General features: G+C 71.8%; 17 protein-coding genes. 9 read left to right on the top strand and 8 right to left on the bottom strand.

Features of this window, described 5'->3' with window-relative positions; genetic code table 11:
* Positions 1-57: 57 nt before the first annotated feature.
* From murJ to ACTJIY_RS09585, 3 genes are read right to left on the bottom strand one after another with little or no spacing between them, the layout of a single operon-like run.
* On the bottom strand, positions 58-1,974 hold the full coding sequence (gene murJ / locus ACTJIY_RS09575; protein WP_440673644.1) for a murein biosynthesis integral membrane protein MurJ: 1,917 nt from the start codon (positions 1,972-1,974) through the stop codon (positions 58-60).
* Positions 1,971-4,277, bottom strand: coding sequence for a DUF6049 family protein (locus tag ACTJIY_RS09580; RefSeq protein WP_440673643.1), 2,307 nt, complete (start codon positions 4,275-4,277; stop codon positions 1,971-1,973). Before ACTJIY_RS09580 ends, murJ begins: the two co-directional genes overlap by 4 nt.
* Positions 4,274-4,993, bottom strand: a complete 720-nt coding sequence (locus ACTJIY_RS09585) for an NUDIX hydrolase (RefSeq protein ID WP_374614697.1) — start codon at positions 4,991-4,993, stop codon at positions 4,274-4,276. Before ACTJIY_RS09585 ends, ACTJIY_RS09580 begins: the two co-directional genes overlap by 4 nt.
* A gap of 162 nt (positions 4,994-5,155) precedes the next feature.
* Here ACTJIY_RS09585 and ACTJIY_RS09590 point away from each other — a divergent pair, with 162 nt between their 5' ends.
* Complete coding sequence (locus ACTJIY_RS09590) at positions 5,156-6,610, top strand: CCA tRNA nucleotidyltransferase (protein ID WP_440673695.1); 1,455 nt, start codon at positions 5,156-5,158, stop codon at positions 6,608-6,610.
* Between the two features lie 113 nt (positions 6,611-6,723).
* On the opposite strand, the gene ACTJIY_RS09595 is transcribed toward ACTJIY_RS09590, so the two are convergent.
* Together ACTJIY_RS09595 and ACTJIY_RS09600 are read right to left on the bottom strand one after the other, a co-directional pair.
* Complete coding sequence (locus tag ACTJIY_RS09595) at positions 6,724-8,262, bottom strand: MDR family MFS transporter (RefSeq protein WP_253051581.1); 1,539 nt, start codon at positions 8,260-8,262, stop codon at positions 6,724-6,726.
* Between the two features lie 321 nt (positions 8,263-8,583).
* A complete protein-coding gene (locus ACTJIY_RS09600) occupies positions 8,584-9,915 on the bottom strand; it encodes an MFS transporter (protein WP_440673642.1) in 1,332 nt (443 codons plus the stop codon).
* Between the two features lie 180 nt (positions 9,916-10,095).
* Between ACTJIY_RS09600 and ACTJIY_RS09605 the strand changes: the two genes are divergently transcribed.
* The gene (locus tag ACTJIY_RS09605) at positions 10,096-11,814 is read left to right on the top strand and encodes a glycosyl hydrolase family 18 protein (protein WP_440673641.1); all 1,719 of its coding nucleotides are present in this window, start codon (positions 10,096-10,098) and stop codon (positions 11,812-11,814) included.
* Positions 11,815-12,027: 213 nt separating this feature from the next.
* On the opposite strand, the gene ACTJIY_RS09610 is transcribed toward ACTJIY_RS09605, so the two are convergent.
* On the bottom strand, positions 12,028-13,119 hold the full coding sequence (locus ACTJIY_RS09610) for an inositol-3-phosphate synthase (protein ID WP_047230909.1): 1,092 nt from the start codon (positions 13,117-13,119) through the stop codon (positions 12,028-12,030).
* Positions 13,116-13,811, bottom strand: a complete 696-nt coding sequence (locus tag ACTJIY_RS09615; RefSeq protein ID WP_353706938.1) for a PadR family transcriptional regulator — start codon at positions 13,809-13,811, stop codon at positions 13,116-13,118. The genes ACTJIY_RS09610 and ACTJIY_RS09615 overlap by 4 nt, the downstream gene beginning before the upstream one ends.
* Positions 13,812-14,225: 414 nt before the next feature.
* On the opposite strand from ACTJIY_RS09615, the gene ACTJIY_RS09620 reads away from it, so the two are divergent.
* The 5 genes from ACTJIY_RS09620 to rplI all read left to right on the top strand — a co-directional run bounded on the left by ACTJIY_RS09620 (position 14,226) and on the right by rplI (position 18,563).
* Positions 14,226-16,613 (top strand): penicillin-binding protein, encoded by a 2,388-nt coding sequence (locus ACTJIY_RS09620; RefSeq protein WP_353706937.1) that lies wholly within the window; start codon positions 14,226-14,228, stop codon positions 16,611-16,613.
* A gap of 153 nt (positions 16,614-16,766) precedes the next feature.
* Positions 16,767-17,057, top strand: coding sequence for a 30S ribosomal protein S6 (gene rpsF, locus ACTJIY_RS09625; protein ID WP_440673640.1), 291 nt, complete (start codon positions 16,767-16,769; stop codon positions 17,055-17,057).
* 153 nt (positions 17,058-17,210) lie between these two features.
* Complete coding sequence (locus tag ACTJIY_RS09630) at positions 17,211-17,756, top strand: single-stranded DNA-binding protein (RefSeq protein ID WP_021481583.1); 546 nt, start codon at positions 17,211-17,213, stop codon at positions 17,754-17,756.
* A 101-nt stretch (positions 17,757-17,857) separates the two neighbouring features.
* A complete protein-coding gene (gene rpsR / locus ACTJIY_RS09635) occupies positions 17,858-18,094 on the top strand; it encodes a 30S ribosomal protein S18 (RefSeq protein ID WP_021481584.1) in 237 nt (78 codons plus the stop codon).
* 19 nt (positions 18,095-18,113) lie between these two features.
* The gene (rplI, locus tag ACTJIY_RS09640) at positions 18,114-18,563 is read left to right on the top strand and encodes a 50S ribosomal protein L9 (protein WP_253051575.1); all 450 of its coding nucleotides are present in this window, start codon (positions 18,114-18,116) and stop codon (positions 18,561-18,563) included.
* Positions 18,564-18,626: 63 nt separating this feature from the next.
* Here rplI and ACTJIY_RS09645 read toward each other — a convergent pair whose 3' ends face one another.
* Positions 18,627-19,922: an MATE family efflux transporter gene (locus tag ACTJIY_RS09645; protein WP_253052464.1), complete on the bottom strand. Its 1,296-nt coding sequence runs from the start codon at positions 19,920-19,922 to the stop codon at positions 18,627-18,629.
* 473 nt (positions 19,923-20,395) lie between these two features.
* Between ACTJIY_RS09645 and ACTJIY_RS09650 the strand changes: the two genes are divergently transcribed.
* Both ACTJIY_RS09650 and ACTJIY_RS09655 read left to right on the top strand, forming a co-directional pair.
* On the top strand, positions 20,396-24,019 hold the full coding sequence (locus ACTJIY_RS09650; protein ID WP_440673639.1) for a replicative DNA helicase: 3,624 nt from the start codon (positions 20,396-20,398) through the stop codon (positions 24,017-24,019).
* Positions 24,020-24,396: 377 nt separating this feature from the next.
* Positions 24,397-25,644: an ABC transporter substrate-binding protein gene (locus tag ACTJIY_RS09655; protein WP_440673638.1), complete on the top strand. Its 1,248-nt coding sequence runs from the start codon at positions 24,397-24,399 to the stop codon at positions 25,642-25,644.
* Positions 25,645-25,647: the final 3 nt, after the last annotated feature.

Consider the following 25,647-nt stretch of genomic DNA (forward strand, 5'->3'; position numbering starts at 1 on the left):
ACGCGGGCCCTGATTGCCCGCGTATCACCCGATTGGTTCCGGGCGGTCGGGCCGCGCTCACCGTCGCACGAGCCGTCGGACGCGGCCCACGACCGGCCCGGCGAGCTGGTCGAGCTCACGCACCCGCATGAGCTTGAGCCCGCCCGCGTAGACGGCCGTCATGACGGCCCCGGCGACGGCCACCACGACGACGGCCTGCCACCACGAGAGCCCGTAGATGCCGTCCGGGCCGTCTCCGGTGAGGACGACGAACCCCCGCAGCACGCCCCAGCCCGTGACGGCGCTGACGACCGCGGCGAGGCCGGCCTTGACGTGGAGCCGCAGGATCCGGGCGCCGTCGAGCCCGCGCAGCGTGCGCCGCAGCCCGACGGTGCGCAGCGCGACGGCCACGAGGTTGGACACGCTCATCGCGAGGCCGATCCCCACGACCCAGAGCTGGGGCGCCAGGACCTGGGTCGCGAGCCAGGACACGCCGACGAGGACGAGCGTGCCCGGGACCTGGATCCAGAAGACCGTCCGGCCGTCCTCGAACGCGTAGTAGACCCACTTCATGAGCACCATGCCGCCGAGCGGCACGAGCCCGAGCGCCATGGCCCGCAGCACCTCGGAGACGGCCTCGCCGGACGCGGCGTCGACGGAGGGGACGAGGAGCTTGGTGATCGGCAGGGCGAGGACGACCAGGACGACGGTCGCGAAGACCGTGAAGACCCCGACGGTGCGCACGCCGCGCGAGAGGTCGTGCCGGACGCGCGCGAGGTCGCCCGCGTGCGCGGCTGCGCTCATGCCCGTGAAGAGCGCCGTCGCGATCGACACCGTCACGAGCGAGTGCGGCAGCAGGTAGATCATGAGCGCCTGCGTGTAGGCAGCGTTGCCCGCGACCGCGAGCGCGCCGGAGAAGGCGTCCGGGGCGCCGGTGACGAGTCCGGTGACGGCGCCGAGGGTCCCGGGGTCGTCGCGGTAGGGCCCGAACGTCTGCGCGAGTGCCGCGCGCGGCGCCTCGCTCGCGAAGCGCGTGGTGAACAGGACGCCCACCTGCTCGAGGAGGACGGCGGCGAACGTCCAGAGCGCGACCTGGCCCGCGGAGCGCAGCCCGATGCCGTGCAGCCCGAACCGCAGGTGCCAGCGGAAGCCCGCCCGCCACAGGGGGACGACGAGGATGAGCGCCTGCGCCGCGACCCCGAGCGTCGCGGTCCCCGCGAGCAGCGCGATCTTGGGCCCGTCCCACTGCGTGAGGTCGTCGACGTTGCCCACCGCGGCGGGGCCGTAGATCGCGATGAACGCCCCGAACCCGACGATCGACACCACGTTGTTGAGCACGGGCGCCCACATGAACGGGCCGAACTGGCCCCGCGCGTTGAGCACCTGCCCGAGCAGCGTGTACAGCCCGTAGAAGAAGAGCTGTGGCGTGCACCAGAACGCGAAGGCGACCGCGAGCGACGTCTGCGGCGCGGTCCACCCCGGCCCGGTGTAGAGCGCGACGAGGATGCTCGACCCGGCCGTCAGCAGCGCCGAGAGGGCGATCAGCACGACGCCCGAGAGCGTGAGCAGCTTGTCGAGCCGCTCCTGGGTGTTGTGCGCGCGGTAGGCACGGACGATCTGCGGCACGAGGACGGCGTTGAGGACGCCGCCCGCGAGGATCGCGAAGAGGACGTTGGGGATCTTGTTCGCGACGTCGAACGCGTCGGCGACCAGGCCGGTGGTCCCGATCGCGGCGACGAGGAGGACGTTGCGCACGAGGCCCAGCCCGCGCGAGACGAAGGTGCCCGACGCCATGAGCGCGGACGAGCGGCCGAGCCCGCCCGAACGGGGGGAGGGCGCCGCGGTGGCCCCGGCCTCCGCGGTCTCGTCCGGGGTGCCCGACGCCGCAGGGTCGCCCGGGAGCGCCCCGGACGGGACGACGTCGCGCGTCGTGCCGGGCCGCGTGCCGTGCCCGGCGCCGGCGGGCCGGACGTGCCGGGGCTGCTCCGGGCTCACTCGACGCGCTCCTCGTCCCGCCGGCCGGGCTGCGCTGCCGGCGCCGGGTCCTGCGCGGGCGGTGCCGGCTGGTCCACGGTGGCGCCCGCCAGACGGCGGGGCGAGCGGCCGCGCCGCACGGTGCGCCAGATCCCCGCGACCAGGGCGAGAGCCAGGAGCACGGCCACCACCACCGTGCCGACCGACTCCCAGTCCGCTCGGACGCGCACGACGAACTCCTGCGGCTCCGCGACGCGGACCTGGGGCTGCGCCGCGCTGACGAGCTCGACCTCCACCGTGACGTTCCCGCTCCCGAACCCCTCGACGGGCACGCCGACGCTCGTCTCGGTCGCGACCAGGTCGCCATCGGTGTCCCGCGTGGCCGCCGGGATCGTCACCGTCCTGCGCTCCGGGGCGCGCAGCCGCGGATCGTCGGGCCGGAGCACGACCTCGACGGTCGCGTCCTGCTCCAGGGTGCTGCGCACCCGGACTGGGAGGTCCTCCTGCTCGGCCACGAAGAGGAACGGCGTGCGCGTCTCCACGGAGAGCGTGCCCCGGACGGCGGCGGACTGCTGCTCGGCGTGCTGGACGGCGAGCACGCGCGACGGTTGCGCGGCACGGAACGCGACGGCGGTCGGCGTCACGAAGCCGGGCTCGAGCGGCCGTGTGATCGTCGCGGGGTCGGTGGCGACCGTCGCGAACGCGGCGAGGTCGGTGCGCGACCGGTCAAGAGCGCGGAGCTGGGCGACGGTGATCTCGCCCTCGGACGCGCCGGAGTCCGGGAGCGGCGCGCGCTCGACCGCGGGCGGCGCGGCCGCGAGGAGGTCGTCCACGGGGGCCAGGTCGACCCACGGGGCGGCCCGGAGGGCGTCGATCCGTGCCGTGAAGACGGCCGGCTCGGCCTCCCAGCTCCGGGGCAGCGCGACGAGGACGTGGCGCTGCTCGGCCGGCCGCTCGCGGGCGATCACCGCGGTCTCGGCGAGGATCCGCTGCGTCGCCGTGACCCCCGAGCCGTCACCGGCGGACAGCAGGGCGGTGAGCACCGGGTCGGCGACGAGCGCCTTCACGGGCCCCGCGGCGGTCGACACCTCGGCGACCCCGGAGGGCGTGTACGTCAGCGACTCGTCCGGGACGAGCCCGCCGGGACCGACGACCGTCGCGGTCGCGCCCGACGCCGCGGCGAGCGTCGTCGTGGCCAGGTCGGGGACGGCGTCGCCCGGCCAGGCGAGGTCGGACCGCCACCCGGCGGTCAGGCCGGTGGTGGAAGCGTCCGCGCCGTCGGCCACCTCGTCCGTGCCGGCCGTGTCGCCTGCCGTCGCGTCGTCCGTCGTCGTGCCGTCTGCCGTCGCGTCGTCGGGCGACGGCCCGTCGGTCGTCGGGTCGGTGGGGAGCGGGGTCCCCTCCGGCAGCGCGAGTCCCGCGTGCGCGAACGCCGCGACGTCCGGGTCGTAGGCGCGCAGGGCGAACGTGGACCGGCCCGCGGCGGCAGAACCCACGGCGTCGGCCCAGGCGTTCACCGCCGGGTCGGTCGCGCCCGTCGCCGCGGCGAGCAGGGCCGGGTCGGCGACCCACGCGACCTCCGGCGCCCCGCCGGTCGCCGCGAGCAGCCGCCCGAGGCGACCGTCCGTCCCCGTCGCGGTGGAGAGCGCGTCGTCGTACGCCTGGGGGTCCGGGTCCACCGGTGGACCGGTCATGGCGGCGACCACGCTCAGGCGCAGCGGCGTCACCTCGCTCGACGGCTCCCACAGGACGAAGGTGCGCTGCACGGCCAGGCGTGCGCCGCCGTCGGACACCGTGAGGGAGATGCCGCGCGGGCCCCAGTCGCTGCCAGCGTTCAGGTTGAGCTCCGCGACCGGGACCGTGAGCGTCACGTCCGCGCTCGCGCCCGGTGCGAGCGGTGCTCCGAGGTCCTGGGTCGTGACGCCGACGCCGACGCGGCCGTCGGGCCCGGTCGTGGCCCAGCTCTCGAGAGCCGACCGGGTGCTCAGCACGCGCCGGTCGATGCCGAGCGCCACCTCCGGCGACCCGAGCGTCTCCGCGGTCCCGTTGGTCACGCGCGCGGTGACGGTGAGCGTGGCGCCCGGGCCGAGGACGGTCGGCTGCAGCGACGACACCTCGAGCGTCACCGCGTCCTCGGTCTCCGTGGCGGTGGTCGCCGTCGTCCCGGCGGCCGCGCCCGCCGCGGTGAGGGATCCGCCGAGCACGACGCCGACGGTCAGGACCAGCAGGACGACCAGGGCGACGAGGAGCCGAGCGGACCTGCCGAGGAGCGGGACCGACGCGGCGCCTGCGGGGCGCGCGCCGCTGCTGGGGGAGGGCGTCATGAGTGGTCGGTCGAGCTCCGTGGGGCGGGCGGTGCCTGGCCGCCGCGGCCGTCGTGCGGACGGCCGGGCGAGCGGACGATCGTCCGGGTCACCCTACTCTCGACCACCCCGTGGAACCGCGCCGGCCTGCCCTCCAGGACGCTCTGCGCGACGGCGGCGATCCTGCGCTCGTTCGGGTAGGCGAGGCGGTCGGGCAGGTCCGCCACGGGGATCCACGCGACGTCCTCGGCCTCCCCGTCCGGGTCGCCCTCGACCGTGAGGTAGCCACCCGTCGCGCGCAGGAGGAAGTGGTGGACGACCTTGTGCACGCGGCGGTCGTCGCCGGTGAACCAGTAGTCGATGACGCCGAGCGGCTCCTGCACCGCTCCGTGGATGCCCGTCTCCTCCGCGATCTCGCGGACCGCGGCCTGCTCCGGCGTCTCGTCGCCCTCGAGGTGACCCTTGGGCAGGCACCACTCGAGGCGTCCGCCCCGGTTGCGTCGCGCGATGATCGCCGCGCACACGTCGCCGCCGGCGATCGTGACGACGAGCCCGCCGGCCGAGACCTCGTCGACCACGGGCAGCGGTGGGGGTGCGGGGGCCGGGCGCGAGCGCGGGTCGATGCGCAGCGCGTGCCCGCCGGGCGGGGCGGGGACCGGGAGGGGCTGCCCGCGACCGTTGCCACGCCCGCCCGCCGGATCCCTCCGGGGCTCGTCGGCGTGCGCAGGGGTGGACATGTCCCAACTTTACCGAGTGGACGTCGGCTCCCCGGGACCGGCTCCCCGGTGCGGGCCTCGCATCTGGCAGGCTTGGGTGTCGTGCCCCAGCCTTCGTCGTCCCAGCCGTCGCCCCCGCCGGCATCTCAGCCGACGCCGCAGCCGACGCCGCAGTCGCTCGACCTGCAGCGCCGCGCCCTCGCCGTCCTCACCGAGATGGCGCCCGCGGCGATCGAGCTCGGCGAGGCGTTCCGCGCCGCCGGTCACGAGCTCGCGCTCGTCGGCGGGCCCGTCCGCGACGCGTTCCTCGGGCGGGCGAGCAACGACCTCGACTTCGCCACGTCCGCGTCGCCCGACGAGACCGAGGCGCTCCTCGCGCGCTGGGGCGACGCGCACTGGGACATCGGCAAGGAGTTCGGCACGATCGGCGCCAAGCGGTTCGGCCGGGGGGGAGCCGCCGACGACCTCGTCGTCGAGGTGACGACGTACCGCACGGACGAGTACGACCCGACGTCGCGCAAGCCGGCCGTCGCGTTCGGCGACACGCTCGAGGGAGACCTGTCGCGCCGGGACTTCACTGTCAACGCGATGGCGGTCCGCGTGCCGGAGATGACGTTCGTCGACCCCTTCGACGGCCTCGACGACCTCGCGCGCCGCGTGCTGCGCACGCCGATCGCCCCCGAGCGATCGTTCGACGACGACCCGCTGCGCATGATGCGCGCCGCGCGGTTCGCGGCCCAGCTGGGGTTCGACGTCGACGGCGGGACGCTCGCCGCGCTCGTGCTCATGACCGAGCGCATCGAGATCGTGTCCGCCGAGCGCGTGCGGGACGAGCTCTCGAAGCTGCTGTGCGCGGCGTCGCCGCGCCGCGGGCTCGAGGTGCTCGTGGACACCGGCCTCGCCGACCACGTGCTGCCCGAGCTGCCCGCGCTCAAGCTCGAGATCGACGAGCACCACCGGCACAAGGACGTCTACGAGCACTCGCTCACGGTGCTCGACCAGGCGATCGCCCAGGAGACCGGGCCCGACGGCGCGGTCCCGGCCCCCGACCTCGTGCTCCGCCTCGCGGCGCTGCTGCACGACGTCGGCAAGCCGCCGACGCGGCGCTTCGAGCCGGGGGGCGGCGTGAGCTTCCACCACCACGAGGTCGTCGGGGCCAAGATGGTCGCCAAGCGCCTCAAGGCGCTGCGGTACGACAAGCAGGTCGTCAAGGACGTCGCACGGCTCGTCGAGCTGCACCTGCGCTTCCACGGCTACGGCGACGGCGCCTGGACCGACTCCGCCGTGCGCCGCTACGTGACCGACGCCGGCCCGCTGCTCGAGCGGCTGCACCGCCTCACGCGCGCCGACTGCACCACACGGAACCGGCGCAAGGCGCAGCGGCTGCGCGAGTCGTACGACGACCTCGAGCGCCGCATCGCCGCCCTCCAGGAGAAGGAGGAGCTCGACGCCGTCCGCCCGGACCTCGACGGCCAGCAGATCATGGCGATCCTCGGCATCCGGCCGGGACCGGTGGTGGGGAAGGCGTACAAGCACCTGCTGGAGCTCCGTCTCGACCGCGGGCCGGTCGACGAGGAGACGGCGCGCGCGGACCTCCTGGCCTGGTGGGCGACCCAACCGGAGTCGTCCACCTCCTGAGCTCGGCCCCCGCCGCGCGCCGAACACGACATGGGTGCCGTTATCGGGCTGATAACGGCACCCATGTCGTGTTCGAGGGCGCATGACGTCGTGGTCGACGCCGCGGTGACGGTTCAGACGTCGTCGGTGGCCAGTGCGGCTTCGACCTTGACGTCGTCGACCGGTGCGTCCTGCGTCCGGTCCTGCGCGGGGCCGTGGCCCGGGCCGTGGTCCTGCGGCGCGGGGCGGCGCAGGAGGAACGAGAGGCCCACGGCCACGAGCATGACGGCCGTGCCCCAGACGAACGCGTCGCCGACGCCCTCGGCGAGCGCCGCCTGCGGTGACGCGCCCGCCTCGCCGTAGGCGATGGAGCGGGTCGTCATGACGGCGACGAACATGGCCGTGCCGGCGGCGCCCGCGAGCTGCTGCACGGTGCCGATCGACGCGGACCCGTGCGAGTACTGGTGCGGCTCGAGCGCCGAGAGCGCGGACGTGAACAGCGGCGTGAACATGAACGCGAGGCCCAGGCTCAGCGTGACGTGCAGCGCGAGGACGAACCACGGCGACGAGCTCGCGTGGATCGTCGTGAACGCCGCGAGGGCGACGGCGACGACGCTCACGCCGGGGATGACGAGCGGACGCGGTCCCACCCGGTCGTAGAGCCGGCCGACGGTCGGGCCGAGCAGACCCATGAGGAGCCCGCCCGGGAGCACGATGAGGCCGGTCGCGAGCGGCTCGAGGCCCATCGCGTCCTGCAGGAACAGCGGCAGGAGGATGAGAGAGCCGAACATGGCGACCATGCCGACCGCCATGATGCCGAGGGGCACGCTGAACCCACGGTGCGTGAACACGCGGAGGTCGAGGAGCGCGCGGTCCTCGCGCTGCAGCACGATCTGGCGCCACACGAACGCGCCGAGCGCGAGGGCCCCGAACGCGATGGGCACCGCCGGCGGGACGACCGGGGTGTGGCGCGCGGCCTCGCCGATGCTCGACAGCCCGTAGACCAGGCCGCCGAACGCGAACGCCGCGAGGACCAGCGAGAACGGGTCGAGGCGCGAGTGCGTACGGTCGGCGACGTCCCGGATGTACAGGAAGCCGAGGACGAGCGCGACGAGCGCGATCGGGAGCACGATCCCGAACACCCACCGCCAGCTCAGGGAGTTGAGGATGAGGCCCGAGAGCGACGGGCCGAGCGCGGGCGCGGCGGCCATGACGATCGAGATGTTGCCCATGACCTTGCCGCGGATCGTCGGTGGGACGAGGGTCATGATCGTCGTCATGAGCAGCGGCATCATGATCGCCGTGCCCGACGCCTGCACGACGCGGCCGACCAGCAGCCACGCGAACCCGGGGGAGACGGCGGCGAGCAGCGTGCCCGCGCTGAACAGCGACATCGCGAGCAGGTAGGCGCCGCGGGTCCCCAGGCGCTGCAGCAGGAAGCCGGTCGCCGGGATGACGACGGCCATCGTCAGCATGAACGCCGTCGTGAGCCACTGACCCGTGCTGGCCGTGATGCCGAGGTCGGCCATGAGCGGCGCCAGCGCGACGCTCATGGTCGTCTCGTTGAGGATCACGACGAACGCGGAGCCCAGCAGCAGCGCGATGACGAGGAAGTCCGCCCGGGGTAGCCGGTCGACGGGTGCCGAGGTGTCGTGGGTGGGGGAGGCTGTCACGGGGGTGTCTCCGCTCGCGTCGGTGGCGGCCCGGGCTCCGGTTCGGACCCGGTTCGGGGCAGGGCGGGCTGCGCGGGGGCAGCACGGGCTCGCGTGCGGTGCACGCGACGTCGGTGTCGGTTCTCGGTCGGCGGGGCCACGGTGGAGGGTGGGTGACCCGGGACGATCGACGCGGTCGGCCACGACGATCCGTACCCTGTACGACCATTCACCATCCTGCGTTATTCCCGCCGACGGTGACGACTTCTTTTCCGCCCCGGACTCATCGGTACGCCGACGGCAGAACCGGTGCCGGAACGGGGCCGGAGCGGTGCGCTTCGATCAGGCGGGCGTGGTCCGCGACGCCGCCTCGGCGTCGGGCACGACGGCGTCCCCCGCCCCGGCCGGGGTCCGCGCCCCGCGCGTCCACATCACCAGCGCGGCGAGCGCGTACGCGACCGCGAGGGCGACGAACACGCCGCGCGACCAGCCCGTGTCGGGGAGCGTGAACGCCGCCAGCGCGGCCGCACCGACGAACGCCGCGTTGTACAGGACGTCGTAGAACGCGAACGCCCGGCCGCGGAACTCGTCGTCGGTGTCGCGCTGGACGATCGTGTCCACGGCGATCTTGGTGCCCTGCGCGGCCAGCCCGAGCAGGGCGGCGCCCGTGTACACGACCGCGCGCGACGGCGTCGTCACGAGCAGGAGCTGGCTCGCCGCGGCGAGCAGCAGCATGATCGCGATCCACACCTGCGGACCCGTGTACCGCGAGAGCGTGGGGGTCAGCACCATCGCGCCCGCGCCGCCCGCGCCCGTGAGCCCCACGACGATCGCGAAGGTCGCCATGCCCGCCGTCTGGCTCCCCGCGTCGAGGAGGTTCCGGGCGATGAGGATCGACGCGATGAAGACCACGCCGTAGAGGAAGCGGTGCGTCGCCATCGCGAGCAGCGCCTGACCCGGGGTGCGCCGCGCGACGAGGTACCGGGCGCCGTCGGCCAGACCGCGTGCGACCTTGACGATCTCCGACCGGATCGCCGACTCGGCGGGCCGCTCCGGGCCGAGCTCCGTGCGGCCGAGCCGCAGCGCGAGCAGCGACGCGACACCGAAGACGAGCGCCGCGCACACGAGCGCGGACGAGTCCTTGACCCGGCCCGGCTCGAACGCGAGACCCAGGACGAACCCGATCCCGCCCCCGACGAACGCCGCGCCGGCGCCGAGCGTCGGGGTCAGGGAGTTCGCCGTGAGCAGCAGCGGGCCGTCCACGACGCGGGGCAGGCCCGCGGACAGGCCCGCGAGAAGGAAGCGGTTCACCGAGAGCGCCGCGAGGCCGAGCGCGTAGATCCACCCGCTGACGCCGCCCGAGAGCATGAGGGCCGCCATGCCGAGCGTGATGACCACGCGCACGGCGTTGCCCCACGCGAGCACCTGCCGGCGCTGCCAGCGGTCGAGGAACACCCCCGCGAACGGGCCCACGATCGTAAACGGCGCCAGCATCACCGCGAACGCGCCCGCGATCGCCGCCGCCGTGCCCTGCGACTCGGGCGAGAAGAACAGCAGCGACGCCAGGCCCACCTGGAACATGCCGTCCCCCGCCTGCGACACGAGGCGGACGGCGAACAGCCTGCGGAACCCGCGCAGCCGCAGCAGCGCTCGCAGCTCGGCGACGACACTCACCCCTCAACCCTAGGCGGTCGTCACGGCCCACCGAGCCGCCGCAGGCAGACCCGGGCTGGGACGTGCCGTTCTCGCATCCTGGGAACCCCCTGGCCAAGAATGCTTAGGAAGGTTACCTTTTCGTTTTCGTCACGACCCGCCGCAGTGGCCGGGCCCGGAGAAGCAGCGAGGCATTCTCGAATGACACGAACCCCCAGGACGGCGGCCGCAGGGCTCGCCTTCGCAGCGACGGCGGCACTCGTCGCCGGCACGGTCGGGTCGGCGCACGCCGCACCCGCGACGGCCGGCGGAGACGGCGCCAACGGCTACAAGACCGTCGGCTACTACCCCGCGTGGGACGCCGGCAACGAGGACGGCTACCAGGTCGCCGACCTCCAGAGGACCGGGGCGGCGTCGGACCTGACGCACCTCAACTACGCGTTCGGCAACGTCACGACCGACCTGGTCTGCGACATCACCGACCGTGAGGACCCCGTCGACGGCGGCCTCGAGGGCGACCCCCTCAACGACTACGTCCAGCTCAAGCCGGCCGGGCAGGCCGTCGACGGCGTCGCGGACACCGCCGACCAGGCGCTCGCGGGCAACTTCAACCAGCTCAAGAAGCTCAAGGAGGCCAACCCGGGCCTGAAGGTCCTCATCTCGCTCGGCGGCTGGACCTGGTCGGACAACTTCTCCGACGCCGTGTCCACGCCGGAGAACCGCGAGCGGCTCGTCGAGTCCTGCCTCGACGTGTACTTCCGCGGCAACCTTTCCGTCGTCCAGGACGCGGAGAACGGCACCAAGGGCGGCGACGGCGTCGCCGCCGGCATCTTCGACGGCGTCGACCTCGACTGGGAGTGGCCCGGCGCGACCGGTGAGCACCCCACGCCGCGACCGGAGGAGGACGCGGAGAACTTCGTCCAGTTCGCGCAGCTCCTGCGCGCCGAGCTCGACGAGCTCGGCAGCGAGACCGGCGAGGACTACCTCATCACCGGCTTCGCACCGGCCGGCTGGGCCCCGCGCACGTACGGTGGCTGGCTCGACCCGCGCTTCGTCGACGCGCTCGACTTCATCAACGTCCAGGGCTACGACTACCACGGCGACTGGAACACCACCCGCACCGGGCACCAGGGCAACCTGCACGTCTACGACGACCCGACCACCGGCGAGCCCGCCAACTGGGGCCTCGCCGCGGACGGCGTCCTCGGCGCCTACCACGCGGCCGGGTGGCCCAAGGAGAAGCTCGTCCTCGGCATGGCCGCGTACGGCTACGGCTGGAAGAACGTCACCGACCCGACGCCCGGTGCCGCCGCCGACGGCGCCCTCCCGTTCACCTACTACTCCGAGATCAAGGCCAAGGGCCTCCCGGAGTACTACGACGAGGTCGCCGGGCAGGGGTACTTCTACGGCGACGGCGAGTGGTGGACCGCGGACACCCCGCGCTCCGTGACGGCCAAGGCCGAGTACCTCGCCGTCAACGGCTACGGCGGCGGCTACTTCTGGGACCTCGCGGGTGACCTCGACAACGAGCTCCTCGGGACCCTGCGCGGCACGTTCGAGACCGCCACCCCGGGACCGCTCGTCCCCGCCGACGCGGCCGCCCCCTGGTACGCCTCCGGCGTGTACGCCACGGGCGACGTCGTCTACCACGACGGCGTCGAGTACCGCGCCGCCTGGTGGACCCGGAACCAGGAGCCCGGCCAGCCGAACGGGCCCTGGCGCGCCATCGGCGGTCCCGGCACCGCCCCGGCGGGAGCGGCACCCGCCTGCGGCGACGCCTGGGACGCCGGGCGCACCTACACCGCGGGCGACGTCGTCACCCGCGCGGGCGTGAACTACACCGCGCAGTGGTGGACCACCGGCTCCCAGCCCGGCAGCGACGTCCACGGCGCCTGGGACGCGGGCCGCCCCTGCGCCTGACGCACCGCACGACGAGCACACGGGCGAGGCCCCTGCCGATCACCGGCAGGGGCCTCGCCCGTCGTCACCCAGCGCCGAACGCGCCGGGCTTCACACCTGCGCTGCGCTCCAGGTCAGCGCTCGACTCTGCTGGTCGCGCTGGTCCTGCGCTCCGCTACGGCCGAGGGCCCGGCGAAAAGCGTGCCGGGCCCTCAACCTTCGCTGCGCTCCGGATCAGCGCTCGACCTCACCGGCGATGAAGGCCTCCAGCTGCGCACGGCCCTTCGTGTCCTCCATCTGGACCGGCGGGGACTTCATGAAGTAGGTCGAGGCCGAGAGGATCGGGCCGCCGACGCCGCGGTCCTTGGCGATCTTCGCGGCGCGCACGGCGTCGATGATGATGCCGGCGGAGTTCGGGGAGTCCCACACCTCGAGCTTGTACTCCAGGTTCAGCGGGACCTCGCCGAACGCGCGGCCCTCGAGGCGCACGTAGGCCCACTTGCGGTCGTCGAGCCACGCGACGTAGTCCGACGGGCCGATGTGGACGTTGCGGTCCTCCTTCTTGCCGCCGAGCGGGCCCTCGAGGTTCGAGGTCACGGCCTGCGTCTTGGAGATCTTCTTGGACTCCAGGCGCTCGCGCTCGAGCATGTTCTTGAAGTCCATGTTCCCGCCGACGTTGAGCTGGTACGTGCGGTCCAGCACGACGCCGCGGTCCTCGAAGAGCTTGGCGAGCACGCGGTGCGTGATCGTCGCACCGACCTGCGACTTGATGTCGTCGCCGACGATCGGGACGCCGGCCTCCTCGAACTTCGCGGCCCACTCCGGGTCGGACGCGATGAAGACGGGCAGCGCGTTGACGAACGCCACGCCGGCGTCGATCGCGGCCTGCGCGTAGAACTTCGCGGCCTGCTCGGAGCCCACGGGGAGGTAGCAGACGAGCACGTCGACCTGGGCCTCGCGCAGCGCGGCGACGACGTCGACCGGCTCCGCGTCCGACTCCTCGATCGTCTGCGCGTAGTACTTGCCGATGCCGTCGAGGGTCGGGCCGCGCTGGACGGTCACGCCGAGCGGCGGGACGTCCGCGATCTTGATCGTGTTGTTCTCCGAGGCGTTGATCGCCTCCGAGAGGTCGAAGCCGACCTTCTTCGCGTCGACGTCGAACGCCGCCACGAACTCCAGGCTCGACACGTGGTAGTCGCCGAACTGCACGTGCATGAGGCCCGGGACGGTGCTGCTCGGGTCGGCGTCACGGTAGAAGTGCACGCCCTGGACGAGGGACGATGCGCAGTTGCCTACTCCGACGATGGCGACGCGGATGGAGGTCATCCTCGCTCCTTGGTGTTCGATGTTCCAGGGTCCTCGGGTCGCCTCGCGCCGTCGGGCTCCTGCTCGGATGGTTCCGCAGGATGCGGGGTGCTGCTGGTCCGCGCACGGGTGGTGCTCCGGGAGTGCCCGGAGCTCCGGTCGCGCTCGGTGGTGATGAGACCGTCGAGCCAGCGCACCTCGCGCTCGACCTGCTCGAGTCCGTGACGTTGCAGCTCGAGCGTGTACTCGTCGAGCCGCTCGCGGGTGCGAGCCGCGGACTCTCTGACCGCCTCCAGCCTCTCCGTGAGCCGGGTGCGCCGGCCCTCGAGGATGCGGATGCGGGTCTCGGCGTCGGTCTGCGCGAAGAACGCGAACCGGACGTCGAAGCTCTCGTCCTCCCAGGCTGCCGGCCCCGACGAGGCCAGCACGCTCTGGAGGTGCTCCTTGCCCTCGGCGGTCAGCTCGTAGACGATCCGCGCGCGCTTGCCCGAGAGGGCGGGCGCGAGCGTCGACTGCGCCGCGGACTGCTCGGTGCCGCTGATGAGCCCGCGGGCCACCAACGACTTGAGGGCGGGGTACAGCGAACCGTAGGACAGCACGCGGAACGACCCGAGCATGAGGTTGAGCCGCTTGCGCAGCTCGTACCCGTGCAGAGGGGACTCCTTGAGGAGGCCGAGGATCGCGGTCTCGAGCACCGGCGTCTTGCTGCGCACGAACCCACCTCCTGACGCTCCTCGGGCGTGCCCCGGCGGGCTCGCTGTGACCTGATGGTCGACTCGATGTATCGAGTCGATACATCGACAGGTTAGGTCGTCTCGATGTGTCGTGCAATCTTCGGGGAGTGTCGCGCATCGCGCCACAGATGTGAAGGACCCGCGGAGGCGGCGGGACGCCGCGGCGAATCAATGGCGCACGATCGCGCTGTCAGTGCTGCAGACCCTTGTCCCGACAGGGCGACGCCCTATTGTTCAGGGTGGTCCGGCGTGTGCCGACCCCGTGCCCGACGACGTCCCGCGCCCGAGGCGGGGACGCGCCGTCGGGCAGGCGGTCCGCTCGCGGCGGGCCACGAGCAGGTCCGCGGACGACGTGGAGCCGGCTTCCCGTTGCCCCCCAGAGGAAGGTAGACCGTGGCGCGATCCACGAGGACGAACGGACGGACGACCCCCCGCGGGCGCCGTCGGTTCTTCAACTACCCGCGCTCGCACGTCAAGAGCTTCCGTCGCTGGCTGCCGTCGTGGCGCGTCGTCGTCGGGACCATGCTGACCGGCGTCGCGCTCGTCGCGGGCGTGCTCGTCGCGGCGTGGTTCACGACCGAGGTGCCGACGAAGCTGCCGAGCGTCGAGGCGCAGACGTCCACGGTGTACTGGGGCGACGGGACCGAGATGGGGAAGTACGCCGTCGAGAACCGCGAGATCGTCGACTACGCCACGCTTCCGAAGTACGTGGGCGACGCGGTCGTCGCGTCGGAGGACCGAACGTTCTGGACGAACTCGGGCGTGGACTTCCGGGGCATCGCTCGCGCGTTCTACAACAACTTCAAGGGCGGCGACCGCCAGGGCGCCTCGACGCTCACCCAGCAGTACGTCGAGCGCTACTACACCGACACCGTCACGGACTACGCGGGCAAGGCCCGCGAGGCCATCCTCGCGCTGAAGATCACGCAGCAGCAGAAGAAGGAAGACATCCTCGGCAACTACCTCAACACGATCTACTTCGGCCGCGGGGCGTACGGCATCCAGGCCGCCGCGCAGAAGTTCTACGGGGTGGACGCCGCGGGTCTCACCGTGTCGCAGTCCGCCATGATCGCCGGCATCGTCCCGAACCCCACCAACTGGGACCCGATCAACAACCACGACCAGGCCGCGTACCGCTGGGACCGGACGCTCGGCTTCATGTACGAGGACGGGCACATCGACAAGGCCCAGTACGACGAGGCCCTCGCCGCGGGCTTCCCCGAGCCGGTCGAGTACACGAAGTCGCAGCGGTATGCGGGGTCGACGGGCTACCTCCTGCGCATGGTGGAGGAGGAGCTCGCCGGGAGCGACAACCCGATCGACTTCGACAGCCTCTCCACCGGCGGGTACACCGTGGTGACGACGATCGACAAGGGCATGCAGGACGCGGCCGTCGCGACGGCCGACTCGCTCCCGCGCGAGGGTCGGGGGGACGAGAACCCCGTCTCCGAGAACATCCGGGCGGCGCTCGTGTCGATCGATCCGAACGACGGTTCGATCCGGGCGCTCTACGGGGGCCCGGACTTCGTCCAGAACGAGTACAACAACGCGACCCGCGGCGCGGCTCAGGGCGGCTCGACCTTCAAGCCGTTCACGCTCATCGCCGGGCTCGAGAACGGCCACACGCTCGACGAGCGGTTCGACGGCGACTCGCCCAAGACGTTCCCTGGCGCGGACAACGGCAGCGACTGGAAGGTCCGCAACTTCAGCGACCACGACTGGGGAAACATCGACCTCACCGAGGCGACCGCGCAGTCGGTGAACACCGCCTACGCGGAGCTCAACCTCGAGGTCGGGCCGGAGAAGACCGCGGACGTCGCGGCACGTCTGGGCATCAAGGCCGACGTCGGGTCGAACCTGGCGAACGTGCTCGGTGACGCGACGGTGACGCCGCTCGAGCTGACGAACGCCTACGCGACCATCGCCGCGCAGGGCATGCGGTCGACGCCGCACATCGTGGCTTCCGTGACCGACTCCCGGGGCAACCTGGTGTACCAGGCACCGGGCGCCGACAAGCGCGAGCAGGAGTTCGCTCCCGACGTCATGGCTGCGGCGACGTACGCCCTGTCCCAGGTCGTCGAGAAGGGGTCGGGCAAGCCGGCGCAGGCCATCGGCCGCCCGGCCGCCGGCAAGACCGGAACCTCGACCGACAACAAGTCGGCCTGGTTCGCGGGATTCACCCCTGGTCTCGCGACGGTCGTCGGTCTCTACCAGTCCGGCCCGGACGGCGAGCAGGAGCAGATCACCCCGTTCGGCAAGTGGGTCGGGGACGAGATCACGGGTGGTTCGTGGCCGGTCGAGGCCTGGACCTCGTACATGCAGACGGCGGTGGCGAACCTGCCTGCCGGCGAGTTCCCGGCGTACACGCCGCCCAAGCCGCAGCCGACGGAGACGCCCACCGAGACCCCGACGGAGACCCCGACCGAGGACACGCAGCCGGAGGAGCCGGTCGAGCCGGAGCAGCCGGAGAACGTCACCGTGCCCAGCGTCGTCGGCATGGAGAGCCGGGCCGCGCGCGCGCAGCTCGAGGCGGCAGGGCTCAAGGTGCGGATCACCGAGGAGTTCTCCGACCAGCAGCCGCGTGGCTTCGTCATCAGCCAGTCGTCGATGAGCGAGGTGCCGCCCGGGTCGACGATCGCGCTCGTGGTCTCGAAGGGCACCGATCCCGGGCAGCAGCCGACCGACCCGCCAGACCCGGAGAACCCGGATCCGTCCCCGACCGAGACGGGGCCCCCGGGCGGTGGCGGGAACGGTGGCGGCGGCGGGAACGGAAACCCCTGACCTCGGCCGTTCCGCAGATTTCCAGGGGCCCGCGCCGAGCGGGTACCCTGGGGAGCTGCCGTCCGCACGTCGGACGGCAGCAGCACGAATGCATGAACCCTCCTGTCACGGAGAGACCGTGACCGCGAAGACCAGAGGAGGTGGGTTATCCGCATGCGTCAGTACGAACTGATGATCATCCTCGACCCCGAGATCGAGGAGCGCACCGTCGCCCCGTCGCTCGACAAGTACCTGTCGGTCATCAAGGCCGACGGCGGCTCCGTCGACAAGGTGGACATCTGGGGTCGTCGCCGCCTCGCGTACGACATCAACAAGAAGTCCGAGGGCATCTACGCGGTCGTCGACTTCACGTCGACGTCCGACACCGCCAAGGAGCTGGACCGTCAGCTCGGCCTCAACGAGGTCGTCCTGCGGACCAAGATCCTGCGCACGGACGCTCGCTGACCCTCCCCGCGTCCCCCGTCCGACCGTCCCGCACGGGATGCTCCACGCCGTAGCGCGTGTGGGCGCCGCGTGATGGGATGAGCGACGCGAGAACGTTACGAGCGAGGCGCGCGGCGCCGTCGACGACACAGACGACACACGAAGGAGCTGGCCATGGCAGGTGACACCGTCATCACGGTGATCGGGAACCTCACGGGAGACCCGGAGCTGCGTTTCACCCCCTCGGGTGCGGCGGTGGCCAACTTCACGGTGGCGTCGACGCCGCGGACCTTCGACCGCCAGTCGAACGAGTGGAAGGACGGGGACACCCTGTTCATGCGCTGCTCGATCTGGCGCGAGGCCGCGGAGAACGTCGCGGAGTCGCTGACGAAGGGCATGCGCGTCATCGTGCAGGGCCGCCTCGTCCAGCGCTCGTACGAGACCCGCGAGGGGGAGAAGCGCACCGTCGTCGAGCTGCAGGTGGACGAGATCGGTCCCTCCCTGCGCTACGCCTCCGCGAAGGTCACCCGCGCCCAGCGCTCGGGTGGCGGTGGCGGCGGCTTCGGCGGCGGTGGCGGCTACGGAGGTGGCGCCAACTCCGGCGGCGCCTCCGGCGGCGGATTCAGCTCCGGCGGCGGTCAGCAGCAGAGCGACGACCCGTGGGCCACGGCCGGCCCCGCGTCGTCCGGTGGTTCGTTCTCCGACGAGCCCCCGTTCTGATCGCCCGCCACTCCCAGAACACACACCCGTCCCCGCGGGTGCCGCACCGCTCGCCGGCGCGGACCGCGCGCGGGGATCGCACCTTGTAGAGGAGCAACACCATGGCGAAGCCTGTGGTGCGCAAGCCCAAGAAGAAGTCCAACCCGCTGAAGTCGGCCAAGATCGAGTCGGTCGACTACAAGGACACCGCGCTGCTGCGCAAGTTCATCTCCGACCGCGGCAAGATCCGCGCGCGTCGCGTGACCGGCGTCTCCGTCCAGGAGCAGCGCCAGATCGCCCGTGCGGTGAAGAACGCGCGCGAGATGGCGCTGCTGCCGTACACGTCGACGGCTCGCTGAGCGGGAAGGGAGAGAACTCATGGCCAAGCTGATCCTGACCCACGAGGTCACCGGTCTCGGTGAGCCCGGCGACGTCGTCGAGGTGAAGGACGGGTACGCCCGTAACTTCCTCGTCCCGCGCAAGCTCGCCACGCCGTGGTCCAAGGGCGCCGAGTCGCAGGTGACTGCGATCCGCAAGGCGCGCAAGGCCCGCGAGATCGCGTCGCTCGACGACGCGAAGGCGATCCGCGACTCGCTGCAGTCGAAGCCGGTCGTCGTGCCCGCGAAGGCCGGCGCCGCCGGTCGTCTCTTCGGTGCCGTGACGACGGCGGACATCGCGTCCGCGGTCGCCGCTGCCGAGGGCCCGTCGGTCGACAAGCGCAAGATCGAGATCGGTCAGCCGATCAAGGCGACGGGTGACTACACCGTCTCCGTCCGCCTCCACCCGGAGGTCTCCGCGACCCTCGCGGTGAAGGTCGTCGCTGCCTGATCTGCTGCTGAGCAGTCCTCGAAGGCCCGGTCCCTCCTCGGAGGGGCCGGGCCTCCGTGCTGTTCAGGCCGTGCCGGTGACCATCCAGGCAGTGCCCCGGGCGCGAAGGCCCGTGGTCACGGCGCGAGCCGCCATGAAGACCCCCGCGAAGGCGAGCCACAACCACGCGAGCCCCGCTGCGCCGTCGGGCGCCCACTGCCGGACGGCGAGCGCGAACGGCGCGTAGACCACCAGCGTGAGCATGCCCGCCCAGGCGAGGAACCGGCCGTCCCCGGCGCCGATGAGGACGCCGTCGAGGACGAACACCCAGCCCGCCATGGGCAGGAGCAGCCCGCACACGGCCATGCCGACGGCGACCGCGGCGCGCACGTCCGGGTCCGACGTGAAGAGCAGCGCGAACCACCAGCCGCCCGCGGCCATGACGATCCCGAGGGCGGCGCCTGCCGCGACCCCCCACTGCAGGGTGCGGCGCAGGACGGCCCGGACGCGCGGGACGTCGTCGGCGCCGAGCCCGTGGCCGACGAGCGCCTGGGCGGCGATGGCGAGCGCGTCGAGGGCGAACGCCGCCAGACCCCAGACGGAGTTCACGACCTGGTAGCCCGCGAGCGTCACCTCGCCGAGCCCGGTCGCCACGAAGACGGTGAGGAGGATGGCGAGGCGCAGCGAGAGGGTACGGACGAAGAGCGGCACCCCGGCGCGCGCGTTGGACCAGATGCCGCCGGCCGCGGGGCGCAGGGACGCGCCGTGGCGCCGGGCACCGCGCACGACCACGACGACGAGCACCGCGCCCATGCTGAGCTGCGCGACGGCCGTCCCGATGCCCGAGCCGGCGATCCCGAGACCTGCGCCGTAGACGAGGACGACGTTGAGGACCGCGTTGAAGGTGGCACCACCCGCGGCGACCCACAGGGGCGTCCGCGTGTCCTGCATGCCGCGCAGCACGCCTGTGGAGGCGAGGACGAGGAGCATCCCCGGGAGGCCGAGCGCGGACCAGCGCAGGTAGACGACGGCGTGCTCGGCGACGTCGCCCGTCCCGCCCATCGCTCCGACCGCCCAGGGCGCGGTCGCCCACAGGGCGGCGGCGAGGAGCACGCCGAGCCCGACGGCGAGCCACAGGCCGTCGACGCCCGACTGGAGCGCCTCGCGCGTGTGCCCGGCGCCGATGCGACGGGCGACGGCCGCCGTGGTCGCGTAGGCGAGGAAGACGCACAGCCCGACGAGCGTGACCAGGAGCGTCGAGGCGAGGGAGAGCCCGGCGAGCTGAGCCGTGCCGAGGTGGCCGACGACGGCGCTGTCGACGAGGACGAAGAGCGGCTCCGCGACGAGCGCGCCGAGGGCCGGGACGGCGAGCGCGAGGATCTCGCGGTCGAGCCGGGAACGGGTGCGGCGTCCTGTGGACGACGTCGCCGGGTCGGGTGGCGTCCGGGTGTCGCCGACGTGGCCGGGCGGTGTCCGGCGTGTCGTCGGCGTGTCGTCCGACTTTCTTTCTTCCACACCCCTGAGGGTAGTGACGAGGCTGGTCAGAGGCGGCTCGCGCTGATGTACACAGGGAGATCGTGACGTTGTCCACACGGTTATCCACCGGGTGTGCACAGCGACGGGGACTGTGTCCACAGGTTCGGGGGTCCCTGTCCACCGGGCGTGCACAGGGCCGTTTGCGGGGTGTCGACCAGCGATCTAGTGTCGCGGGGTCGTGCTTGTCGGAGGCGGGAGGCGCGGCCACCGGGACAGTCGTGTGGGTGGCCCGCTGTAGAACACGTGTACGACGAAGGTTTGTCCCGGTCGCGCGGTCCCTCGGTGGGTCGTGACGGGCTCGGGGGAGCGAGGGGCGCATGTCGATCGAGGAGCTCGAGGAGAGCTACGGGGGACCGGGGCCGTCAGGTTTCGACCGGACGCCTCCCCAGGACGTCGCGGCGGAGATGAGCGTGCTCGGCGGCATGCTGCTGTCCAAGGACGCCATCGCCGACGTCATCGAGCAGATCCGTGGCTCCGACTTCTATCGCCCCGCGCACGAGGTCGTCTACGAGGCGATCATCGACCTCTACGGCCGCGGCGAGCCCGCCGACGCCATCACCGTCGTCGCCGAGCTGACCAAGCGCGGCGAGCTCCAGCGCATCGGCGGAGCCCCGTACATCCACGACCTGATGGCCGGCGTCCCGACCGCCGCGAACGCCGGGTACTACGCGCGCATCGTGCGCGAGCGCGCCGTGCTCCGGCGCCTCGTCGAGGCCGGCACGCGCATCGTGCAGCTCGGCTACGCGACCGACGGCGGCGACGTCGACGAGATCGTCAACAACGCCCAGGCCGAGGTCTACGCCGTCACGGAGCGTCGGACCACCGAGGACTACCTCCCGCTCTCGGAGATCCTCGGCCCCACGTTCGACGAGATCGAGGCCGCGCAGGGCCGCGGCGAGGGCATGACCGGCGTCCCGACCGGCTACTCCGACTTCGACCGCCTCACCAACGGCCTGCACCCCGGTCAGATGATCGTCGTCGCGGCGCGACCTGCCATCGGCAAGGCCCTCGCGCTGGACACGCCGCTCCCGACGCCGTCGGGCTGGACGACGATGGGTGACGTCGCCGTCGGTGACCTGATCCTCTCCGCGGACGGGACGCCCACGCGGGTCGTCGCCGCGACCGAGGTCATGGTCGACCGCCCGTGCTATGAGGTCGAGCTCGACGACGGCACGGTGATCGTCGCGGACGCCCAGCATCAGTGGGTGACCTCGACCCGCGCCCAGCGAAGCGCGGTGCGATCCGGCCAGACGCCGGACTCGTCTGTGCGGACGACCGAGGAGCTCGCCGCCACGCTCCGGACGGCGACTGCCGACAAGCGCGCGAACCATTCCATCGTCACCGCGGCGCCGCTCGACCTGCCCGACGCGGACCTCCCGATCCACCCGTACGCACTCGGGGTGTGGCTGGGCGACGGCAGCTCCCGACGTGCCGAGCTCACGTCCGCCGACCCCGAGATCGAGATGCGGCTCGAGGGGCTGGGCTACGTCGCGCGGCCGGACGCGGACGACCTGCTCGCGCTCGGTGTGCCGGGGACCGACCACATCCCGGCGGCGTACCTGCGCGCGAGCGAGGCACAGCGTCGGGACCTTCTGGCGGGTCTGCTCGACACCGACGGCACCGTCATGCCGCAGGGCAGCGTCCAGATCAGCCTGACGAACGAGCGGCTCGCGCGCGAGACGCGTGAGCTCATCCTGTCGCTCGGGTATCGCACGGGTTGGTCGACGAAGACCGTGAAGGGGCGGACCGAGGCGTCGTCGACGGCGTACACGATCACCTTCACGACCGAGGACGACGTGTTTCGGCTGGAGCGCAAGCGTCTCGTCCACAAGGAGCGCCGCCGTCAGGGCACCGCGCGGCTCACGTCACGGTTCGTCGTCGACGTCCGCCGGGTCGAGTCGGTGCCGGTGCGTTGCGTCGAGGTCGACCATCCCTCGCACCTGTATCTGGCAGGACGATCGATGGTGCCGACGCACAACTCCGTGCTCGGTATCAACGTCGCGACTCACGCCGCGGTGCACCACCAGATGGCGTCCGTCATCTTCTCCCTGGAGATGAGCCGCAACGAGATCACCATGCGTCTTCTCGCCGCCGAGGCGCGCGTGCCGCTGACGCGGATGCGGTCCGGGAAGATGGACGAGCAGGACTGGCAGAAGCTCGCGTCGACGATGGGCAAGGTCGCTGAGGCGCCGCTGTTCATCGACGACTCGCCGAACATGTCGCTCATGGAGATCCGGGCGAAGTGCCGCCGCCTCAAGCAGCGCCACGACCTCAAGCTCGTCGTGATCGACTACCTCCAGCTCATGAGCTCGGGCAAGCGCGTCGAGTCGCGCCAGCAGGAGGTCTCGGAATTCTCCCGTGCGCTCAAGCTCCTCGCGAAGGAGCTCGAGGTCCCTGTCATCGCGATCTCGCAGCTGAACCGTGGTCCGGAGCAGCGCGGCGACAAGAAGCCGCAGATGAGCGACCTGCGTGAGTCGGGCTGCCTCACCGAGGACACGAAGATCCTGCGCGCCGACACCGGCGCAGAGACGAGCCTGGGCGAGCTCTTCGCGCTCAACGCCAAGGACGTCCCGGTGTGGGCGCTCAACGACCGGCTCCAGTACGTCCGCCGCCACCTGACGCACGTGTTCCCCACGGGCGTGAAGCCCGTGTTCCGGATGCGACTGGCGTCGGGCAAGGAGATCGAGGCGACGGCGAACCACCCGTTCCTCACCTACGACGGCTGGACCGCGCTCGGCGACCTAGAAGTGGGGTCGCGCATCGGCGTGCCGCGCCACGTCCCCGGCCCGGAACGGAACCTCGAGTGGGACGACCGCAAGGTCGTCATGCTCGCGCACCTCCTGGGCGACGGATCGTTCGTGAAGCGACAGCCGATCCGCTACGCCTCCATCGACGAGCGGAACCTCGCCACCGTCTCCGAGGCGGCAGGTGCCTTCGGGATCACCCCGATCCGCGACGACTACGCCGCGGCCCGAGTCACGACCCTGCGCCTCCCCGCGCCCTACCGGCTCGCCAGGGGTCGCCGGAACCCGATCGCCGAGTGGCTCGACGACATGGGGCTGTTCGGCGCACGCAGCCACGAGAAGTTCATCCCGACGAGCGTCTTCCACCTGCCGAAGCGCCAGATCGCGCTCTTCATCAAGCACATCTGGGCCACGGACGGCTCGGTGACGATCAACAAGAACGGGCGCAGCGGGCGGATCTACTACGCCTCGACGTCGCGCGAGATCGTCGACGGGCTGTCACGCCTCCTGCTGCGCTTCGGCATCTCGACGCGCGTGCGCACGGCGACGCCCAAGGGGTCGTACCGTCCTGGGTACACGCTGGACGTGAGCGGGGTGGACGACCAGCGCCGCTTCCTCCAGGAGATCGGCGTGCACGGAGACCGAGGCGATATCGCCGAGAAGCTGCTGACGATCATCCGCGAGACCAGGGCCAACACGAACGTCGACACCGTTCCGCGTCGGGTCTGGGACGACGTCCGCGACATCCTCGTCGAGCGCGGCATGACGCACCGTGAGTTCGCCGAAGCGATCGGGACACAGTTCTGCGGCAGCGCGCTGTGGAAGAACTCGCCGTCACGGCATCGCCTCGGCAAGATCGCAGCGGTGCTCGAGAGCGAGGAGCTCGAGATCATGGCGGTCAACGACCTCCTGTGGGACGAGGTCGTCTCGATCGAACCCATGGGGGAGAAGCAGGTCTACGACGCCACCGTCCTCGACGAGCACAACTTCGTCGCCAACGGCATCGCCACGCACAACAGCATCGAGCAGGACGCCGACGTCGTGATCCTGCTCCACCGCGAGGACGCCTACGAGAAGGAGTCGCCGCGTGCGGGCGAGGCCGACCTGATCGTCGCCAAGCACCGAAACGGCCCGACCGACACGATCACCGTTGCGTTCCAAGGTCACTACCAGCGCTTCGCCGACATGCAGATGTAGCAACCTCGTCGTCTGTCGACTCGTCGAGATGCGGGCCAGTTCGACCGATTCTTCGTCGAGCACCAGGTGCGAACCGCCGCCCGTGCTACCGCGTCGAGGTCGATGCCGAACCGGCGCCTGAGCGGTGCGCCATGACCGCGGGCGACGTGCCGACCTGTGCGGACGCGCCCTCGGACAACCCACGTCCCCCGCCTGGCGCGACGATGCCGACGACACGGCGTCGATCGATAGGGCCGTCTCCCGTGGTGTCGTTTCGTAAACGTTTGCGTGGCGCTTCTTCGCCCCTCTAGCGTCCGGCGCAGCGTCACGTAAACGATTGCGTGACGTGTCCCGGCGCGCGGTTGCGTCGGGGGCCACACGCTCAAGGGAGAAATGCGATGGCACCACGTAGGACGCACGCGGCGGTGACGGCGGGTGCAGCGGTGACGGCTCTGCTGCTGGCAGCCTGCTCGGGCGGGGACTCGGGGGCCGGGGGCGGAAAGGTGGAGGTCGAGTTCTTCCAGTCGAAGAGCGAGTCGATCGAGGTGGTGGACCGGCTCATCGAGGAGTTCGAGGCCACCCACGAGGGCATCACGGTGACCCAGACGTCGGTGCCCGATGCTCTGACCGTGCTGCAGTCGCGGCTGGCCAAGGGCGACGTGCCGGACGTCATCGGCCTGAACGTGTCCAACCTGAACGACATCGCGACCTCGGGCCTGCTGAAGGACCTCAGCGGTACCGCGGCCGCCGAGGCTGTCGACAACGAGGGGGCTCAGGCCTACGCGGACGAGCTCGGGGTCCCGGACCAGACCGTCGCAGTGCCGTGGGCGGTCAACGCCCAAGTTGTGCTGTACGACGTCGACCAGTTCGCCGAGCTCGGGCTCGAGGTGCCGACGACGTGGGAGGAGTTCCTCGCGACGGCGCAGGCGATCAAGGACGCCGGGTCTGAGCCGTTCACGTTCACGTGGAAGGACTCCTGGACGGCGAAGCTCGTCTTCAACTCGGTGGCCGGTTCGCTGCAGGGCCCTGACTTCTGGTCGCAGCTCCAGGACGGGTCCGCGACCTTCGCCGAATCGCCCGCCTACGCCGAGACCGCCGAGAAGCTCCTCGAGCTCAAGGCGTTCGCGCAGCCCGACCCGTTCGGCACCACGTACGACGCCGGCAACGCAGCCTTCGCCAACGGCGACTCGGTCATGTACGTGCAGGGTACGTGGGCCATCCCCGAGATCCGGGCGACCAACCCGGACAAGAACATCGGGACGTTCGTGCTCCCGGCGGGCGAGACCGCCGAGGACAGCGTGCTCCTGTCCGGCCCGGACTCCGTGATCGCGATCGCCGAGGGATCGAGGAACGCCGATGCCGCGCAGCAGTTCGTCGACTTCCTGCTCGATGCCGACGCCCAGACGACGTTCACCGAGGACCAGTACCTCTTCTCCGTCCGCGGCGACGTCCCCGCGAGCGACGAGGCGCTCGCCTCGCTGAAGACGGACTGGCTCGACGAGGGTCGTACGGCGATGTACCCGGACTCGATGGTCAAGGGCTCGAGCAACATGGCCGCGATCGTCCAGCAGTTCCTGATCGACGAGGACGTGGCGACGTTCCTCGACGCGCTCGATGCCGACTTCGCCGCGAACGGCGTCAAGTAGTCG

Source organism: Cellulosimicrobium sp. 22598 (assembly GCF_052044445.1).
GTDB lineage: Bacteria > Actinomycetota > Actinomycetes > Actinomycetales > Cellulomonadaceae > Cellulosimicrobium > Cellulosimicrobium cellulans_G.

Bases quoted from the DNA above. Each gene is read 5' to 3' on its own strand.
- rplI (WP_253051575.1), top strand. From the start codon at position 18,114: ATGGCCAAGCTGATCCTGACCCACGAGGTCACCGGTCTCGGTGAGCCC.
- ACTJIY_RS09650 (WP_440673639.1), top strand. From the start codon at position 20,396: ATGTCGATCGAGGAGCTCGAGGAGAGCTACGGGGGACCGGGGCCGTCA.
- ACTJIY_RS09655 (WP_440673638.1), top strand. From the start codon at position 24,397: ATGGCACCACGTAGGACGCACGCGGCGGTGACGGCGGGTGCAGCGGTG.
- ACTJIY_RS09610 (WP_047230909.1), bottom strand. From the start codon at position 13,119: ATGACCTCCATCCGCGTCGCCATCGTCGGAGTAGGCAACTGCGCATCG.
- ACTJIY_RS09630 (WP_021481583.1), top strand. From the start codon at position 17,211: ATGGCAGGTGACACCGTCATCACGGTGATCGGGAACCTCACGGGAGAC.
- ACTJIY_RS09585 (WP_374614697.1), bottom strand. From the start codon at position 4,993: ATGTCCACCCCTGCGCACGCCGACGAGCCCCGGAGGGATCCGGCGGGC.
- ACTJIY_RS09580 (WP_440673643.1), bottom strand. From the start codon at position 4,277: ATGACGCCCTCCCCCAGCAGCGGCGCGCGCCCCGCAGGCGCCGCGTCG.
- rpsF (WP_440673640.1), top strand. From the start codon at position 16,767: ATGCGTCAGTACGAACTGATGATCATCCTCGACCCCGAGATCGAGGAG.
- ACTJIY_RS09605 (WP_440673641.1), top strand. From the start codon at position 10,096: ATGACACGAACCCCCAGGACGGCGGCCGCAGGGCTCGCCTTCGCAGCG.
- rpsR (WP_021481584.1), top strand. From the start codon at position 17,858: ATGGCGAAGCCTGTGGTGCGCAAGCCCAAGAAGAAGTCCAACCCGCTG.